Consider the following 18,504-nt stretch of genomic DNA (forward strand, 5'->3'; position numbering starts at 1 on the left):
ACCCCGCACCCGAGGAAGGACGATTCCCTCATGACCACACCAGCGCAACTGCACCATCTCGTCGACGGACAGTGGCTCGCCGGCGAGGGCGACACCGTCGTCAGCACCAGTCCGGCCGATCCGGACGTCGTCGTCGCCGAGGGACGACTGGCAGACACTGCGGCACTCGACGGGGCCGTCGCGGCAGCCCAACGGGTCAAGCGAGCGTGGGCACGTACCCCCGCCCACGAGCGGGGCGCGATCCTCCTGCGCGCCGCAGGCATCGTCGAGAACGCAGCCCAGGAGTGGGGCACCGAACTCGCACGCGAAGAAGGCAAAACCAAACCCGAAGGCATCGGCGAGGTACTGCGCGCGGCCCAGATCCTGCGCTACTACGGCAACGACGCCGACCGCGACGCAGGCGAGGTGTTCTCCTCACCGCGCCGGGGTGAACGCATCCTGGTCACCCGCAAACCCGTCGGCGTGGTCGGTGTCATCACCCCCTTCAACTTCCCCATCGCCATCCCGACCTGGAAGATCGCCCCGGCACTGACCTACGGCAACACCGTGGTCTGGAAACCGGCCAGCACCGTGCCGCTCCTGGCGATGCGCCTGGCCCAAGCCCTCACCGACGCCGGCCTGCCCAGCGGTGTGCTGAACCTGGTGATCGGTGACCGGACCGTCGGCAACGCTCTCAACGCGCACCCCGGCATCGACGCGATCACCTTCACCGGCTCCACCGAAGTCGGCCGCAGGATCGCCGCGACCGGCGCCGCCCGCGGGGTTCCGGTGCAGGCAGAGATGGGCGGCAAGAACGCCGCCGTCGTCCTCGGTGACGCAGACCTCGAGCTGGCCGCCGAGCAGGTAATGTTCGGGGCCTTCCGCTCGACCGGGCAGAAATGCACCGCGACATCCCGGCTGATCGTCACCGACGACATCGCCGAAGACTTCCTCGCCGAACTCGGCAAACGCGCCGACGCCCTGAACGTCGGTAACCCTGTTCAGGACGGCACCGAGATGGGGCCAGTCGTCAGCGCCGCCGCCCGCACCTCGATCCAGGCCGGGATCGATCGTGCTATCTCACAGAAGGCGCTGCCGATCGCCGGCGGCCACGAATACTCCGAGGGCGCCTTGGTGACAGGCTATTTCGTCCCTCCGACGATACTCGAGCTGCCCTCGCAGACCCCCGATGTCTGGAGTGAGGAGCTGTTCGGCCCCGTCCTGGCAGTCCGGCGAGTACGCACCGCCGAGGACGCCTTCGCCCTGGCGAACGACAGCGAATTCGGGCTCTCTGCCGCCATCTTCACCCAGGACCTCACCCGCACCCTGGACGCCATCGACGACATCGACGTCGGCATTCTCCACATCAACTCCGAATCCGCCGGCGCCGACCCTCACGTCCCGTTCGGTGGCGCGAAGAAGAGCGGATACGGTCCGAAGGAACAGGGCCGCTCGGCCCGGGAGTTCTTCACCCACACCACCACGGTGTACCTGCGCGGCGGGCCGATTCGAGTCTGAGACGGTACCGCACCGCACCGCCGTCGACATTTCCCGGGCGTCAGGCTCACCGTTTCGGCGCGACAGACGTGCAGGGTGGGCCAAGCAATGCCTGTCTCCCATCGCTAGACGTGAGACCGAGGTATCGGTTAGTCGAGTTTTACATCTTCTAGTCGAGCACCCGAAGTAGTTCGAAGTAGTTCCCGTGCTTTCAGCGCGATCCAAAGCTCTGCTCGAACGTGTGCGGAATCCAGGTCGCGATCGGTGAGCTCGACAATCTTTCTAATTCGGTTACGCATAGTGTGCCGATGCACGCCGAGCGCCGCGGCTGCAACTTCCGTCTGCCCATTTTGCTCGAGAAAAGCCTCGAGGGTTCCTACCAATGTGCTGGCGGCAGAGGGATGCTGACAGTCGTAAGCATCGAGTGGCCCCAACATTGACTGCTCCAGCGCCTGAAGTTCGTCACTGCTGCGACTGCCCAACAGAAGTGAAAACGTCTCCAACTCACAGAAATCGATGAGTTGTTGCGACTGCAGTCGACTTACCCGGGCCGCGGTCCCTGCCTGCTTTACACTCCGTTCTGCACAGAAGATCGATGCGGGAGCTCCTCGGCCTGCCCCAATGACTCGTTGAAGCTGCGCGCCGAGTTGGTGGTGCAGTCGGACTGCGAACTCCGTCCGGTCAGCGGGCAGTATCACCACGATCGCGGTGTCCATCGATGCCATCAGGTAAGAAGCACCGTACGAGCCGAGCAAACTCGCTGCCTCTCGCTCGGCTGCAAGTAGCGGACCGACGTCAGAGAAAACGACTGCCACGATGGACGAGTCGGCGTCAAATCCAAAGTAGCGCAGCAAACCGACGTCGAGATCGGCGCTCAGACTCAGCAGCGCACGTGTGATTGCGGCCCGCAACCGGTGCTCAGTATCAACGATCTTCGCTGGCTTGCCAAGCTCGATCGAGATCAGTGAGACTGCGTGAGAAATCAAAACTCGACCAGACGGCGACAACGGTCCGGCCGAACGCACCGCCAAGAATCCACGTAATTCCTCCGCGGCCGAGATTCTCTGCAACGTGCAGTAGCCGTCACCGTCGGCCACGACCTTGCTGTTCTGCCTTCGCCGACCAGCTGCCGCGCGCGCTGACTCTGTTGTCGACCGGGCGAGGTCAGCTATCCGGGCGGAATCGACACCGTGTTCGGCGAGGACGCGGCCGTCGGTATCAATCACGGCGACCGTTGAGGACACCGCGCGGGCAAGAGCTGAGATCACGGCGGGTATGCCCCCGCTCAGGGTCTCCCTGGCAAGTTTCTCCTGCTGGTTGACGACGTCCTGGACCTCTCGAATTCGGTCCGCTGTCAACTCGTCGATCACCGCACGGGAGATTGCGATGAAGGGTGTGGAGGGCGGGACAGCCAGGATTGGAAGACCCAGGGCGTCGCCAGCCGCGCGTATGCCGTCGGGGACGCTGTCGAAGGTGGTGCCGGTATCGAAAGCGAGGGCGGCCGCGCAAGTTTGAACCAAGGCATGGACGTAGCCGAATTGCGACTCTGCGCTTCCGCCGATCTTCAGGCCCGTAGTCATGACTAGTTCACCACCGGATAGCCAGGGTGTTGGATCAGCGAGCTCGATGGGGTGTGCCCAATCGATGACCCTGTCTGCGCCCTCGATTCCGGCGACGAGTGAAAGGCCGAGCCCGTCATACGCTGCCAGCCGGCGTACTGTTATCGCCACATTCCTCCTCGTCGTACTTCTTGCTAACGGTCTTGTCTACGGTGCCACCCGGCCAGCTTGGCCATCGATCGCATACATAGGATCGATGGGCAGTGGGACGCGCTGTCCATGGGCGGCACTTACGCCCGAGTGAGTTCGACCCCTAGATACCCTATATGGTGCTTACTCACGGCTGTTCGAGTGAATTATCGCTTGTCTACCGGTTCTCGACGCCACAACATCGTATGGTCGCCTCTTCCCCTGCTCGCTCGCGCTCCGGCTAGGGAGCGTCCCTATGAGGCGCGACATGCTGAGGCCCATCCTTACCTTCCAGGGGCCTGCTCGCTGGTGTCAGGCGCTCAGGTCGGCGCCGCAGTAATCGCGTCGAAGGCGCGGATCGTGTTTCGCAGGAGGGCCGATTCTCCGCCCCCGGCCAGCTCGACAGATTGGCTGCCAAAATATCCGCGGGTTAATTCACAGAGACCGTCCGGCGGTCAATATCCAAGCACAACATCACGTTGGAACCCGGGACGGGGATCCGACATTGGGTGGGATACATCCGCCAGTCATGTCGGCGCTCGCCGGACTTGCCTGGAACTCCTCTCGTGAGTCGACCCCGCCGGCGAAAGTATCGTCAATCGATGCCGATGGCATCACCAAATACCCGTGCAGGCTCATTCGCTCGGACAGGTACCGGGTGCTGAATCTGGCAAGTTCGGATGAGCATGCATTAAAGGCGCCGCCGAACATGCCGGTGGCCGTCGAGGACGGCCACTACGACAATCGATTGATCAGTCAAACTGGCTGGAACGACGTGACTACCGCGTACCACCGCGAAGTAATCGCGGTGAACACTTCCACCGCAAACAGCTCGACGACCAAACCGACAAGCCCCGAGTATCCCGCGTTGTCTCCTCGCTGCGCATCGTGTTACCGAAAGACGCTCGCTACGGCGTCGACTCGGCGGGTGCGGGACGCAGGCGGTTCACCCTGCAGGTCTACAGGCAGGTTGACCAGTGGCGCCGTCAGGAGCCACCGATCACCAGGCCTTCAAGCCAGACCAACACAGTATGCCGCCCTCAATTGGCACCTCCCACGTCGTTCCTCCTCAGTGCGACGGTGCGGTACGAATCAACCTCGTTCCATCCTGGGTGACAGTCCAACCGGTGGAAGTCGTCGATCCTCACCGACACCGGACGACGCCTACTGGCTGCGCGACCGGCTTTTCGCCTGCCCCTGCCGACCTGCTACACATCGGGCTCGGGCGCCACGGCCTCGTCCGGGGCATTCTAATCGAGATAGAGCTGCAGAACTGCCGTGACACAACCGACTTCGGCCGCGACTACTACTCCGACGGGTCAGTTCTGCTCACCTGCATGCCTCGCCCCGATGTCGACTACACCGCGTACACCGACGCTCTGTGCGATGCGGGGGGTGAACCGTGCCGGAGCCCGGCCGACGATGTGGGTGTGGCGTGTTCGTCGTCATGCGGATCCCGTTCGGGAAACAATTCGAGGCTCCAAGTCGGTATGCACCTGATGATTGCACCTCGCCGATTCCCGTCACGACACGCCGCAGGCGCCGTCCTTCGGGCGCTCCGACCATCGCGGTTACCGTCTGGTACACCCCCGCACCATGGGCGAGAGCGAAGGAGCCCCACCAGCACGAAACACGACTGACGCTACTGGCGGGGCCCCGTTGCCAGCCCATAGTCAAGGGCAGCAAATATCAGGTTACCAAACAGGTGGGAGATCCGGTTACGTCCGGTTCTTCTAGTTTGATGGCGGCATGCCGCAAAAGATAATCGGCCGTACGCCATCGGTCATCGAAGCGGTACGCCTAGATGACGTCGAACTCGAGCCTAGCCCCACGCGCATTCCACCTCGAGAGAGATCTCCCGCATACTGCTTCCTTCCGCCAGTTTTCGAGTCACTGGTTCACTACTGGTTGTTGGAATCTGATGCCAGGGGCCGTTCCCCACCGACTGCTGCCCGACGACCAGATCGATACGACCAGCCTAGGCTGGAAACCAATGGAATTGCGTACAACGATCCTCAAAGGCTCTCATAACCAACCCAAATAACGATTCACCGCCGGTTGCTGCGCGGATGGACCAGTGTGTTTCTCAGCTGGGTGAACTCAGCAGGTCACGTGCCCGCAGGGCCAACCACAGCTCGGTGATATGCGCGGTCGCGGAGAGGTTGCGGCCGGTGATCTCCTCCACCCGGCGCATTCGGTAGACCACGGTTTGGCGGTGCACTCCCGTCGCGGCGGCGGCCTGCTGCCAGGAACGATCATGAGTGAGGAAGATGTCGAGAGTTCTCGTCAGATCACTTCCGTGTTCGGCATCGTAGCGCAACAGTGGGCCCAAGATGCGGTCCACCACCACCTGCGCTTCTTCAATATCTCGCAGGACCGACAACAAGGTGACGTCCGCATACCTGCTGAGCCGGTTGGGAACGTTCGCCGCATCGCGCACCGCCCAATTCGCTTCCCGAACCGCGGCCGCGGCCCGGGCCGGTGAACCGAGCGGGTCGCTGACGCCGACTGCCGTATCAGGGCCCAGGCGACGGTGCAGCACACTGATCGCGCCTCCGGAGGCGGGAACCAGAGCGTAGAGCAGGCTGGACCGTTTGAGCAGGAGGTGGGGGATCCTGCGTCGGTCGAGGCTGAGATGGACGTGCTGCTCCCCTGTCTCACTCCCGCCGCGGGCGGCGATGAGCACGCAATCGTCCGCGACGAGTGTGCGCTCGGAGAGCTGCCGGAGAGCGTCGTCGTCGTCGAGCCGGTTGTCGATCAGATGTGCCAATAGTTCCCCACCAATACGCCGCTCGTGTTCGCGGCGAATGCCTCGTTGGGCGAGCAGGACCGCCGCTGCTGTGGCGATGTGCTGGAGGAGCACAATATCGGGAGCGGTGGCGCGGTGCGCGTAGGTCAGTAAAATTGTGGGCTCTTCGTCGGGAACTTCCACCACCTGCGCTCTCGTTCCTGCGGCCTCAAGATGAACAACTCCGGGGAGGGCGCCGGCGCGTAGGCGGACTTCCGTCAACAGCGCCTCTCGGAGCCCGTCCGGTATCGCATCGGCGTCGTCTAGAACCGGGCGCCCGGTCTCTGCGTCGAGGACGGCGAGCTTGCACGCGAGATCGCGAGCGAGTTGCGTGAGTGCCCCATCCCGCGCCGGCTGGGTGACTGATCTGCGGATCATGGTGTATACCCGCTCGGTCACCGCCAATCGACGACCCTCGTCAGCGGTAGTGGCGTCGGCGACGGCCCGCCCGATCGCGGCAAATCCCACCGAATAAGGGGCGAAGATGACGGGGAGGGGCAGTGAGTCCGCTTCCGTGGCGGCCGTCGGGTCCAAGGGCGGTGTGGCGGGGTCGATTCCGAGTACGAGACCGCTGATTCCGTGTTCGACCAGACCATGGAGGAGGGCGATCTGGCCGACCGGGGTGGGTGGCAGGGTACGGCCATTCTTCATGAGCAATTCGCCGCCGGTCATCCATTCCCACGGCCTGTCCAGATCGGAAGTCTGCGCCCAAGTCACCCGGGTGCCGATACCCCCACGACCGGCCTGAAGCGCGAGGCGTAGGTGAGGCGTATCCAGCAGATCGCCGACGCTGAGGGCCATGAGGATTCTCCCACCAAGTTGGATCATCATCTAAATGAGATCATCAAATCTATACCTTGTGAGTATTCACCCCTGGATATTCCAGGACCATAGTTGGCCTCACCAGTTTTCTGCGGACTACCACCATGGATTTGGACGACCCGGAGGTCGACGTTGGGCACACCCGCTCCTCGCTACCAGAAAGGAACCGCGATGACCCGCATGGCAGTGGTCACCGGCTACCACGTCGTCGCCAAGGTCGCCGATTCCGAGATCGTCACGCAGGCGATCGGATCGGTCCAACGCGACGTCGGCTTGATCGACGCCGCCACCAACAGTGACTTCATCGTCCCCGTGTCGGACATCACCGGCGATGCCTGGAACAGGATGCTTCGGGTACACCTGGGCGGCCTGCGCAACACGGCCTATGCGACGTTGCCGCAGATGCTCGACCGCGGCCACGGACCGAACTTGGCGATCGGTGGTGGCGACGGCGATTCTCATTACGCCGAAGCCAGGGGCGCGGTCATCGGGTCCGCGCGGACCCTTGCCGCCGAAGTCGCACCGAACGGACTGCATATCAACTCGATAGCCTCCGGCCCCACCTCCACCCGGATGTGTAGCAGCCGATTTACCCTGGCGAGCACCGGAATATCTCGCCCTGCAGTCCCGGCGGTTGTGCAGGCCCGACGAAGTTGCCCGCAGCGTTCAGTTCCTCCTCGGCGAAATGGACTTCTGTACCGGAGAAGTGTTGTCCTCCCACAGCGGAGCGGTGATCTGATGGATACTCGGCAGCACCAAAAGGGGCGAATAGCGCTCGTCACCGGCGCCACCCCAGGGATCGGTCGCTCCATTACCCAACGCCTCGCTGCTGATGGAGCGCGAGTCGGTGTGAACGGCCGCAGCGGGAACGCGAGCCTGAAGGCCGTCGTCGAACGGATCAACGGATTGCCGGAGCCCGCCGATATTTTCCGACCCCGCCTCGATCCGGTCTGCGGTGGCCGCGTTAGAACGCAGCGAAGGGTCCGTCGACTTCCTGGTGTGCAAATGCCGCCTACATGTCCATGGGGTGCACTCGGCGAATACCCAAAAGAAGACTGGTGGAAGATCGTCGAAACGAATCTCACCGGTGAAACAGTTCGGGCAATATGGTCCGGCATGCGCCGGCGCGGCAGAGGCAACATCGTCATCGTCACCTTCGAATGGGATGTCACCGGATGGCCACGCGCCACCGCATACGCCGCGTCGATGTCCGGGCTGATCAACGTCACCAAATTCCTCGGATGGGAACTCGCCCCGAGAACATCACCGTCAACGCTGTCGCACCCGGTGTCATCGACACCCGTCAACTCGAAGTCAGCGCAGCCGACGCAAACTTGACCCTCACCGACATACACAACCAGTGCGCCCACGACATCCCCGTCGGCCGTATCGGCCGACCCGACAAAATCGCCTCTGCTGTCGCACTTCTGACACGCAAAGAGATCAGTGCCTACGTCGGCCAGTCAATTCAGATTAATGGAGGAACAACTCGATGCCGAGCGTGACCAATAACTCCGCCAACAGTCAGACCACGGCGCACGTCGGTCAGGTTGATGGACTCAGCGTCCCCCGCTACGCTGGCCATTCGACCTTCGCCCGGCTCCCCCGCATCGAGGACGTCGCCCGCTACGATGTCGCGGTCGTCGGTGTACCCTTCGACACCGGTGTGACATACCGGCCCGGTGCAAGGTTCGGCCCCGCACACATTCGCCAGTCCTCCCGACTGCTGCGCCCTTACAACCCTGCTCTGGACATCGAGCCGTTCGCACACCAGCAGGTCGTCGACGCCGGCGACATCGCGTTCAACCCCTTCGACATCGACACCGCCGTCGCCCAGATTGAAACCAGCGCCCACGAGCTCATTAAGGACGGTGCGACACTGGTGACCCTCGGCGGTGATCACACCATCGCGTATCCCCTGCTCAAGGCGATCAACCGGGTGCACGGCCCGGTCGCACTCGTCCACTTCGACGCGCACCTCGATACATGGGACACCTACTTCGAGACACCCCTGACCCATGGAACCCCGTTCCGTCGGGCAGCCGAGGACGGTTTGTTCGTCTACGGCCATAGCGCCCACGTCGGCATCCGCGGGTCCCTGTATTCACGGAACGATCTCGCTTCCGATGCAGAACTCGGCTTCCAGATCGTGCACTGCCGAGAATTCACTCGCCGGCCGATCGTCGATATCATCGACCAACTCCATCAGACCATCGGTGAGACGGCGCTGTACGTGTCGATCGACATCGACGTGCTCGACCCCGCGCACGCCCCAGCAACCGGAACCCCCGAGGCTGGCGGTATGACCAGCCGCGAACTGCTCGACATTGTCCGCGGCTTCGACGGACTCAACCTGGTCGGCGCCGACATCGTCGAGGTCTCCCCCGCCTACGACCACGCCGAGATCACCGGGGTTGTCGCAGCCAACCTTGCATACGAGTTCATCTCCCTTCGGGGGAAGAAGTCGTGAGCTCCAATGCGTCACCGGGAGCAAAGGATCGTTAAATCATGACGACACCCGCCGCACCAGTCCAGTGGCCTGACGGTAAGAAGGCCGCTGCCTGTTTTACCTTCGACGTGGACGCCGAATCAGCCCTGCTCGGCGTGTCCAGTCAGCACGCGGACCGCATGACCGCTATGTCACACCAGGCCTACGGACCCCTGGTTGGCGTACCCCGCATTCTCGACCTGCTCCACCGGAACGAGGTCACATCGACCTTCTTCGTCCCTGGGTACACAGCCCGCCGGTATCCGGATGTCATTCGTGCGATCATCGATGCCGGTCACGAGGTGGCCCACCACGGGTACCTGCACGAATCGATGGCCGGCCTCAATGAGATCGAGGAAGCGGCAATCCTCGATCGCGGGCTCGATGCCCTCGAGTCCGTCACAGGGCAACGCCCGGTCGGCTATCGGGCTCCCATGTGGGAGCTAAATTGGCATTCCCCCGGACTGCTCGCTGATCGTGGATTTCTCTACGACAGCAGCCTCATGGACGCCGAACACCCCTACGAGCTCGCGGTGGCCGGTAGCCGACGCCTCGTCGAGATTCCAGTCCAGTGGGCTCTCGACGACTGGGAACAGTACTGTTACATTCCGGGGTTCTCCGGTTCGGGCCTGATCGAAAGCCCCCGTAAGGCCGCCGAGATCTGGGGGCTCGAGTTCGAGGGAATCCGCGTCGCAGGAGGATGTTTCGTTCTCACCAGCCATCCGTTCTTGTCAGGTCGACCCTCGCGCGCAGCGGTGCTTGAGGAGCTTGTCCAATATGTAAAGTCCTGTGACGATGTCTGGACTACGACGCTGGGCGAGGTTGCAGACCACACGCGGAAACTGGAACTAGCGCCTCGATCGATCAGCCGACCCGATCCGGACGATCTCTAGATTCGCGCGCGACCGCCAGTACAGGGTTGGCCGGGCGGGCTTGATCGTTCAGGTCCCGCTCGGCTACCAGCAACATGGCTTCATTCCCACAGGGCATTCGGTCTCGTTGCCATTGTGGCCACGAGACCGTCCCGAAGTGCCCGGCCGGGTAAACCGCGACGGCGGTTCACCGACAACCTCGAACACGTCGACGCCCTCATCGTGCCCGGCAAAGGCATCGCACTCTTTCTCCTCACCCACCCACTCATCCGAGGCGAGAGTCGACAAACTCCATGAGCCGCCCGCATACGCACCGCAATTAGTGGTCAGACACGGAGGCACCCTCCGCGGAAGACTGCGACGGCAGCTCCCGCTCCGATCTACTCTAGGAGATGCACTCCATCATGGCGTCGTTCGTGCGGTTCAGGAGATCTTCGACCCCATCGACGTCATCAACCCCGGCGGCATCATCGGGGACCCACCGCCGGTCACCGACGACCTCGCGCTCGCCGGTGTCCCCGCCCCACCGTGGCGCACCGGCGAGCGCTCTATGAGGAATGACCCGCATCTCGAGGACGCAATGACCAGTGCCGGGTTCTACCGAACACCAATGGGCAACCTGGAGCATGGGTCCAATCGACACGGCATACCGACAGACTTGATGGTCCGTCCGCGCTGGCCAATCGGACCACCATATCCCAGGCCCCCGGCGCCTACCGTACGCCAAGAACGCAGATCGCAGCCAGCCTCAAGGGCTGCACAGACAACAAGGTCATGACCAACTCAGTTCTCGACAGCAGCCTTCACCGATTGCCTCCGATCTCTGTATCGCCGGGGCCGTCGGGCTCGTGGTCGCCACGATCTACGAGGTCCACGAATACCTCGGCACACCTGGACGTTCACATAACAAGGGCGTCGACTGCAGGATCGTAGCGTCATGCTCATCGCGTCCGAGCGGGCGACGTCGCCGACGGTTTCCGCCGCTTCTCACAGATCCGACTGGCACCAGTACCGAACACGCCCTCGCGTAGCTACCCGAGATGTTTGAAAAACGCACCTGCGACCACAGCCGACATTGCGGGAAAGTGGGGGTGCATCGGTAACCTCACTCAGGTTTCGATCTGCACCTCAATGCTGGCCACCGAGCTGATGGACACACTCCCCGTAGGGTGGGCCGACCCCTGGTCGTTGCGCAGCCACCGCGCAATCCGCGTGCGCCGATCGTGCCCCACGGCAGGCAGTACCGTACTCACCGTTCCGTCGGTGGTTCGATACTCAACTGAAGGCGGCCATTTGCACCAATGTACAGATTGACACTCATCTCTTAGACGAAGAGTCAATTCTCATTCTAGCTCCAGGGCGGCATTGTCTTTGACAAGAGGAAAGGATCACGCCTCGGCTTACGATGCAAGGAGTGGAGACAGCTGTGAACGAAGGCGACATGAGGCAAAGTCCCGAGCGATCCGGCGACTTTTCGATCGAGACAAGAGGGATCGATCCCGTTCCCGACGCAGAGCGCCACGGACCTGCGTGGCGGATCTTCACAGTGTGGTTCTCCGCGAATATGATTCCGCCGACCTTCTTCATCGGCACCCTTGCCGCAGCCGACTACATTCAGCTCGGCTTCATCTCAGGTCTCATGGCAGTCATTTTGGGCAACGTCATTGGCGCATCGTTTGTCGGGCTGACAGCCATGATGGGGCCGAAGACGGGTATGCCTCAACTGGCGTTAGGACGTCTCAGCTTCGGTAGATTGAACGTCGTGCCCGCAATCTTGAACTGGGCAGGTATGGTCGCGTGGACTGCTGTCGATACCGTTTTCGGCGCTGCAGCCCTCAGCATCTTGACCGGATTTCCGTTCTGGATCGGAGCCCTGGCCGTCATCGCAATCACGGCGCTCATAGTCATGATCGGTTACGAAGCCATCCTCACGTTCCAGAAGTACATGGCATTCATCCTGTCGATAGTTTTCGTGATCGTCGCATTCCGAATCGTGTCCGTCGGGCAGTTCGATCGGCCGGACGGTTTCAACGGAGCGGATCGAACGGGTTCCTTCATTCTCATGACGACCATTGTTGCGTCATTCGCCCTGTCCTGGTGCGTCTTTGGTTCCGACTACACAAGGTACCTCCCTCGCGAGACATCAGAAAGGAGAGTCTTTGCCTTGGCTAGTGGGGGTCTGTTGGTTGCCTGTGCTTGGCTCGAAATCTTGGGCCTTGCTGTTGCAGGCTTGGTCAGCGGGAGCGCTGTCGGCACTATCTACGCTGATGTTCTCGGGGGCGGCGTTCTGGGGACCGTGGCCATGGTCGCGATCTTCTTCGGGATTGTCTCTGTCAATGTCCTCAACACCTATACAGGGTCGCTGTCTCTATTGACGGTGGGATTCCGCATGCCACGTTCGGCATCGGCCCTCGTCGTAACGTCCTTCGCCTTCGTGCTCGCCGTATGGCTTAATTCGAGCAACTTCGCGGATACCTTTGCAAACTACCTCCTGCTGATCAGTTATTGGATTGCGCCTTTTGCCGCCGTGGTTCTGACCGACTGGTGGCTACGCGGACGGGTCGCGGACGTTTCGAAGCTGCTGGATATTCGTGAATTGCAGATTGGTTGGCCAGCCGTGGTGTCGTTCGCTCTCGGGATCTGTGCATCAATACCATTCATGAGCACCACCCTCTTCACCGGACCAGTGGCAGCCGGCGTGCTGCACTATGGCGATATTGCTTACTATGTAGGCTTCACAGTTGCTGCCGGGGTGTACGCGAGCTTTCGGGCGATGGGTTCCTTGAGTGGCCAACAGATGTCAGTTCGGCGGGCAAACACAAATGCGGAGGTCGATAAATGAGTACCAGCCCTTTGACACTCGTGCATGGCCGCTACGTCATCGCTTCAGCGAAGCCACCGTACGGCGAGGTTATTCGAGATGGCGCTGTAGCTGTGATTGGAGACCGAGTTGTGGAGGTGGGCGCCTACTGCGATCTCGATCGCCGCTATCCCGATGCACGCAGAATTGGCTCCGCCGGTCACATCGTCATGCCGGGCCTGATCAACAGCCATCACCACGGTTGGGGCTTGTCGGCCTTTGCGCTAGGGGCCTCGGATAACCGTCTTGAATCTTGGTTGATCGACCTTGCCGCACTGCCGCATGTCGATGTCTACTACGACACCCTCTTCGCGGCGACTAGGTTGGTTCGCTCAGGTGTTACGACGGTGCAGCACTCGGGGATATCTCGTGATTTCGGCCAGCTGAGGAATGAGACGGAATCCGCCTTACGCGCTTACGCGACAATCGGAATGCGGGTTGCCTACGCGCTACAGGCACGAGATCGCAACACGTTCGCGTACGAAGACGACGACACCTTCTTGTCTAGGCTTTCGCCCGGCCTCGCACAGGAGACCAAGTCGGCCCTCGCACAGATGGGGGAACCCTCTTTCGAAGAGTTCGAGTCACTGGCACGCGAGCTAGTGAGTCGCTATTCCGGGAGCGCCCTGATCAAAGTTCTGCTGAGTGCGGAAGGCCCTGAATGGTGTAGCGAGCCACTGCTAAACGGAATCCGTTCTCTCGCCGATGAACTGCACGTGGGGATTCACATGCACTGCCTGGAGACGCCCCACCAGCGCGAGTACTTTCGTAGTCGGTATGGCAAGTCCGTACTGTCCTACCTTGATGACCTGAACTTTCTCCGTTCGGACCTATCGCTGGCTCATGCAGTCTGGATGACGGAGGAAGACATTCGGCTGTGCGCCGAGCGTGGAGTTTCGGTATGCCACAACCCGAGCTCGAACTTGAGATTGCGTGTTGGAGTAGCGCCGCTTCCTGAAATGCTCGATCGTGGGATCAACGTGGCTCTAGGCCTGGACAGCAGCGGGATCAACGATGACGACGACATGCTCCAGGAGATGGGTCTGGCTGCGCGCCTTCATAGCATGCCACGTGGGCTCAACTCTAAATGGGCGCCCGGATCTGTTGACATCTTGAGGATGGCAACCATCGAAGGGGCCAAAGCCCTTGGAATGGGCGACGAGGCTGGCTCCCTCGAGGCAGGCATGCGGGCCGACCTCGTTCTGCTCGACTACGAGTCGATCTCGGGGCCGTATATGGCTGACTCCGTCAACCCGATCGACGCAGTCGTGTACCGAGCCAGAAACCGACACGTCGACATGGTCATGATCAACGGGGATCTCGTGCTCAAAGGCGGTGAATTCACTTCAATCGACGAGCCGAGTGTACGCGAACAGCTCGCGGCGTCCGCGCGTAACGCGCCGAGTCCACGTGTAACAGCATGGACCAACGCACTGAGAAAGATTCGTCCGGAGGTCGAAAAGTTCTACGCGGGATGGGCAGAGCCTTCGTATAAGCCTTCGTACTTCCCGAACTCGCTGCTCTAGCACGATATAGGGTAATCGTCGGCCTTGAGGGGTTACGGGCGGGCCCCTCTCACCGATGGCCGTGGGTTACCGATCCGGGATTTTCCTGCCCGGTCTTTCCGAAGTGGCGGGAGAGCCGGTGCTTACAGAGGTCAAGGTGGGGGCGGCGGAGGTCGAGGAGCTGACGTTGCGGGAGCAGTTGACAGGACCAGTCGAAGTCCTCCCATGCGGCGGCGAGATTGCATCCGCAGCGGTGGAAATGGCTAGTGGGGCCATCGCGACGTCGTTTGCTTCGCCAGCTAGCGCAAGAACCGCAGCAGCAGCGACCACGGTAAGCAGACCACACCTCCACCGGCGGCCGAACTCCATTCCGGGAGGAATCACCATACGTATCGCGGCACGTGCCGTGCCATCTCTCAGTTCAGAGCTGCTCTCCGAGGCCGCCGTTCTTGCCGGCATCTGCTGGCGACCGGACGTTCGGCTATTGCTGACACCCGGAGGACGACTGCGCTTGAATTGAACAAACCCTCTGACTCATTGACATGATCGACCAGCATGGGTACTTTCTCACATTATTGATCATGTGATCAACAGTCAGGAGTCGTTGGAAGTACGGCGAGGCTCAAATGAGCTCCTGAAAATTGCGACTCGTTGACCACACCTGTCAACACGGTCCAGCACACCCCCGGGCGTTGAAGCAGCATGCCTATTTGTAACGCGGCCTGGCGATCACAATGCTCACCGCCCGGTGAGGCTATATACGAGGAGTGGTCATGACGCTTTCCGCAGACCCGTCCAAAGACCGAGCCGGGCAAATCGAAGAAGCAGGGGTCGAGTTCATCCCCGAGGAGGCACGCGACTCGAGCCCGCTCAACGTCTTCGCCGTGTTCCTGGGTGCGAACCTAAGTTGGACAGTAGCGATTTACGGTTGGATAGCGGTCGGGCTCGGTCTCGACTTCTGGCCTGCCGTGTTGTCCAGCACGGTAGGCACCCTAATTGGCGCCCTCTTCATAATGCCCGTCACGCTCATGGGCCCGCGGACAGGGACGAACATGACCGTTTCGAGTGGCGCTCATTTCGGCATACGCGGGCGCATTGTGGGTTCGGGGCTGGCACTGGTGTTCGCGCTGATGTTCGCAGCGTTGACAGTCTGGACCAGTGGAGATGCGATCGTGGCGGCTTCACACCGCCTGTTCGGAACGCCGGAAGGCAATGGAGCACTGGCCGTGTCGTACGCGATCGTGACGATCCTCATGATCACCGCAGCGCTCTACGGACACGCCACGATCGTCGCTATGCAGAAGTTCTGCATCCCCATTGCCCTCGTCATCATCATCGCGGGATTCTTTGTCTACAAGGGGACCTTCCAGTTTCACCAGCCGCACGATGACGGCTTCGAGTACGCGCTCGGTAGCTTCTGGAAGACATGCATATTATCTGTGGTGATTTCCATTGCTGGACCGATCTCGTATGCACCTGCAGTCGGTGACTACACGCGGCGATTGTCGAGGCGCTACAGCGACGGTGCCGTGAGCGGGTCCGTGGGGCTGGGACTCTTTGTCGGCATCGTCTTGCCAGTGACATTCGGGTGCTTCACTGCGATGGCGTTCACCAATCCGACGAACTCATTTCTCGGTGACCTGGTAATGGAAGCACCGGGGTGGTATGTCCTACCGATCCTCGTCCTGGCTGTTCTCGGCGGTTTCGGACAGGGCGTCCTATGCATCTACAGCAGTGGGCTCGATCTCGAGAGCTTCTTCCCCCGCCTACGCCGCCTCCACACGACTGCTATTGCAGCGGCGTCCGCGGTCGTGCTCCTCTATCTAGGAGTGTTCGTGGTCGATGCCGTCCAGTCCATTACTGATGCGACGGTAATTCTCAATGCAGTTGCGACACCTTGGGTCGCCGTGCTCGTCATCGGCGTGCTCCGCCGCCGCCGCCATCTCCATAGCTACGACGCCAATGACCTTCAGGCCTTCGCCCAGGGACGTCGTGGTGGACGCTACTGGTTTGTCGGCGGATGGAACATTCCGGCCGTCGTGGCTTGGTGTGTGGGCTCGGTCTTCGGAGTCCTGTCGGTCCACACCTCGACCTTCCAGGGCCCGTTGTCCCATCTAGCCAATGGTGTCGATCTGAGCGTCGTGGGCTCCGGCGCTATCGCGGCGGCACTCTACCTCGGGGCCCTCGCCATCTGGCCGAAGTCCGTCGAGACACCGGAATTGGCCCACACCGGGCCATCCGATGCGGGGCTCTGCCCCGCGGCGCATATGTCGACAAGTGCCGAGTAGGCTCGCGCGGCCGCGGGGGCTGCTTACCGGTCGTACCTTTCGCCGAGGCGGCGGTTGCGTACGCCTTCCGATGCCGGAACACCGCTAAAGTGAGGGACCCATCGAAGGTGACTTGCTGCGTGGGCGCGACGTGTCATCGACGATCAGATCGCCGCGCGCTTGACCGCGAGTCACGCACCATCGTCAGCCTCTCCCGCCGAAATGCCATTTCCCGCTGTATCCCGGCTGAACTCCCCGCACTGGAGTGGGCGCCGGCAACCACCCGTGCTTCCACTCTGTCTTCTCAAGAACGGCCCCGCTCGGGCGGCGTACCAGCCAGCACCCAGTTGCCGTAGGCGGGTGGCATACCAGCCTGGGGGTGTTCGCTCTCTTCTAAAGAGTGTAGGTCAAGGACGGCCGGTGTCGAACGCGCCGGAATCCCGTCGCAATGACGATTCGCATCGCCGACGGCTACTATCCGCGCGACCAGTTGATCGTGGGCGGTAACGGACGATGAATCTCGGCTGGCGACGGCACTCACAGGGCGCAAGTTGACTCACTTGGGCCCCGATCTCGCTCCGGTCCGGCCGGCATCGGCTGTCCACCTGCCGGTTCATTTCGTATCCCACCGAGAGCACGGGTTTCCATCGGCCACCGTGCGAACCACGCTATCGAACTCATCGTCGTCGTCCGTAGCGGTGGCGGATCGAGGCATGAGTCCGGCTTGCGTCGGCCACCACCGGGCTGGACCTTATCGATATACCCCGCAGTTGACTGGTCGGCACGGAAACTGAAGCAATCGACGGCAATCCGGTGAAGCTGAAACACATGTGTCCAGATCCACCAAGGCTAGTGGTACATCCGGTCTCTGCGATACTGACACGCCAATCACCACATCCGGACCTGGCCACGATAGCGACGCTGCCGAGAGAACCGTGCCCACACCAAACCCGCGGGCACGGCCCGTACCCGCCGTTGCGTATTCAACTGCTAAGCCAATGTACCGGGTTCCAGCCCGAGTTCGTGTTCGGCCAGCGTCCGAACCATGTTGCCGAGGCTTACAGTTGCGCCGTAGTTCACCAGAGCGTGCGCATTGAGACCATCGATCATTCCCAGGAGCTGATAGGCGACGAGATCTGGATCTTCGGCCGTTAATTCTCCAGTTGCACAGCCTGTCCTGATGAGTTGGGCGAGGAGGTCGAACCACTCGTCCATCCGGGTTCGGACCTCGATTGCGAGCAGCTGGCTTCCGCGTCCGAGACTCCACGCGTCGGTCCAGATCACGGTCACGTCCTTGCGCTCGTCATCGAGCATCCAGTCCAGGAACACTGACAGCTTTTCGACCGCCGATTCACACACGCCGATCCGCTCGGATGCCTCGACTATCTCCGAGGCCACAATTTCACCGAACGTGCGTGCGACCAGAGACTCCATACTCGGTTCGTAGTGGCTTACCAACGCCGGAGTCACTCCGACGCGTTTGGCAATTGCCCGCAGACTTATCGCCCTCAATCCGTCCTCCAGGGCGATGTCGCGGGCAGCCGACTGGAGTTCCGCGGCGCGATCGATGGGCGACTTGCGCCGAATACGCGCCTGATCCATTGACATAGTCGACCAGTATAGGTAGCTTTTCACTACCCTTATTGATCGGGTGATCAACAGTGGAATTTGATGCACC

Annotated in this window: 12 protein-coding genes; 8 read left to right on the forward strand and 4 right to left on the reverse strand. The window is 61.6% G+C overall.

What is annotated here, in order from left to right:
* Positions 1-30 precede the first annotated feature (30 nt).
* Positions 31-1,497, forward strand: a complete 1,467-nt coding sequence (locus tag L1080_RS32560; protein WP_250776458.1) for an aldehyde dehydrogenase family protein — start codon at positions 31-33, stop codon at positions 1,495-1,497.
* 128 nt (positions 1,498-1,625) lie between these two features.
* On the opposite strand, the gene L1080_RS32565 is transcribed toward L1080_RS32560, so the two are convergent.
* Both L1080_RS32565 and L1080_RS32570 read right to left on the reverse strand, forming a co-directional pair.
* A complete protein-coding gene (locus tag L1080_RS32565) occupies positions 1,626-3,206 on the reverse strand; it encodes a PucR family transcriptional regulator (protein WP_250776459.1) in 1,581 nt (526 codons plus the stop codon).
* A gap of 2,104 nt (positions 3,207-5,310) precedes the next feature.
* Positions 5,311-6,813: a PucR family transcriptional regulator gene (locus tag L1080_RS32570; RefSeq protein ID WP_250776460.1), complete on the reverse strand. Its 1,503-nt coding sequence runs from the start codon at positions 6,811-6,813 to the stop codon at positions 5,311-5,313.
* Positions 6,814-7,005: 192 nt separating this feature from the next.
* Here L1080_RS32570 and L1080_RS32575 point away from each other — a divergent pair, with 192 nt between their 5' ends.
* Genes L1080_RS32575 through L1080_RS32590 form a run of 4 tightly spaced genes read left to right on the forward strand, consistent with a single transcriptional unit; the run spans position 7,006 to position 10,215 of the window.
* Complete coding sequence (locus L1080_RS32575; protein ID WP_284708796.1) at positions 7,006-8,172, forward strand: SDR family NAD(P)-dependent oxidoreductase; 1,167 nt, start codon at positions 7,006-7,008, stop codon at positions 8,170-8,172.
* Positions 8,076-8,339: an SDR family oxidoreductase gene (locus L1080_RS32580; protein WP_250776461.1), complete on the forward strand. Its 264-nt coding sequence runs from the start codon at positions 8,076-8,078 to the stop codon at positions 8,337-8,339. Before L1080_RS32575 ends, L1080_RS32580 begins: the two co-directional genes overlap by 97 nt.
* Entirely contained in the window at positions 8,327-9,304 is a 978-nt protein-coding gene (speB, locus tag L1080_RS32585) for an agmatinase (protein ID WP_250776462.1), read from the forward strand. The genes L1080_RS32580 and speB overlap by 13 nt, the downstream gene beginning before the upstream one ends.
* Positions 9,305-9,342: 38 nt before the next feature.
* A complete protein-coding gene (locus L1080_RS32590; protein WP_250776463.1) occupies positions 9,343-10,215 on the forward strand; it encodes a polysaccharide deacetylase family protein in 873 nt (290 codons plus the stop codon).
* A gap of 364 nt (positions 10,216-10,579) precedes the next feature.
* Here L1080_RS32590 and L1080_RS32595 read toward each other — a convergent pair whose 3' ends face one another.
* Complete coding sequence (locus L1080_RS32595) at positions 10,580-10,762, reverse strand: hypothetical protein (RefSeq protein ID WP_459032359.1); 183 nt, start codon at positions 10,760-10,762, stop codon at positions 10,580-10,582.
* A gap of 858 nt (positions 10,763-11,620) precedes the next feature.
* Here L1080_RS32595 and L1080_RS32600 point away from each other — a divergent pair.
* From L1080_RS32600 to L1080_RS32610, 3 genes are all read left to right on the forward strand, one after another.
* Positions 11,621-13,036: a purine-cytosine permease family protein gene (locus tag L1080_RS32600; protein ID WP_250776464.1), complete on the forward strand. Its 1,416-nt coding sequence runs from the start codon at positions 11,621-11,623 to the stop codon at positions 13,034-13,036.
* Positions 13,033-14,580, forward strand: coding sequence for an amidohydrolase family protein (locus L1080_RS32605; RefSeq protein WP_250776465.1), 1,548 nt, complete (start codon positions 13,033-13,035; stop codon positions 14,578-14,580). Before L1080_RS32600 ends, L1080_RS32605 begins: the two co-directional genes overlap by 4 nt.
* 752 nt (positions 14,581-15,332) lie before the next feature.
* On the forward strand, positions 15,333-16,847 hold the full coding sequence (locus tag L1080_RS32610; protein ID WP_250776466.1) for a purine-cytosine permease family protein: 1,515 nt from the start codon (positions 15,333-15,335) through the stop codon (positions 16,845-16,847).
* Between the two features lie 969 nt (positions 16,848-17,816).
* On the opposite strand, the gene L1080_RS32615 is transcribed toward L1080_RS32610, so the two are convergent.
* Positions 17,817-18,434 carry a TetR/AcrR family transcriptional regulator gene (locus L1080_RS32615; protein WP_250776467.1) on the reverse strand — a complete coding sequence of 206 codons (618 nt, stop codon included), beginning with the start codon at positions 18,432-18,434 and terminating at the stop codon, positions 17,817-17,819.
* Positions 18,435-18,504: the final 70 nt, after the last annotated feature.

Origin of the sequence: Rhodococcus sp. MSC1_016, from assembly GCF_023667485.2 — a bacterium.
Taxonomy (GTDB): Bacteria; Actinomycetota; Actinomycetes; order Mycobacteriales; family Mycobacteriaceae; genus Rhodococcus_F; species Rhodococcus_F oxybenzonivorans.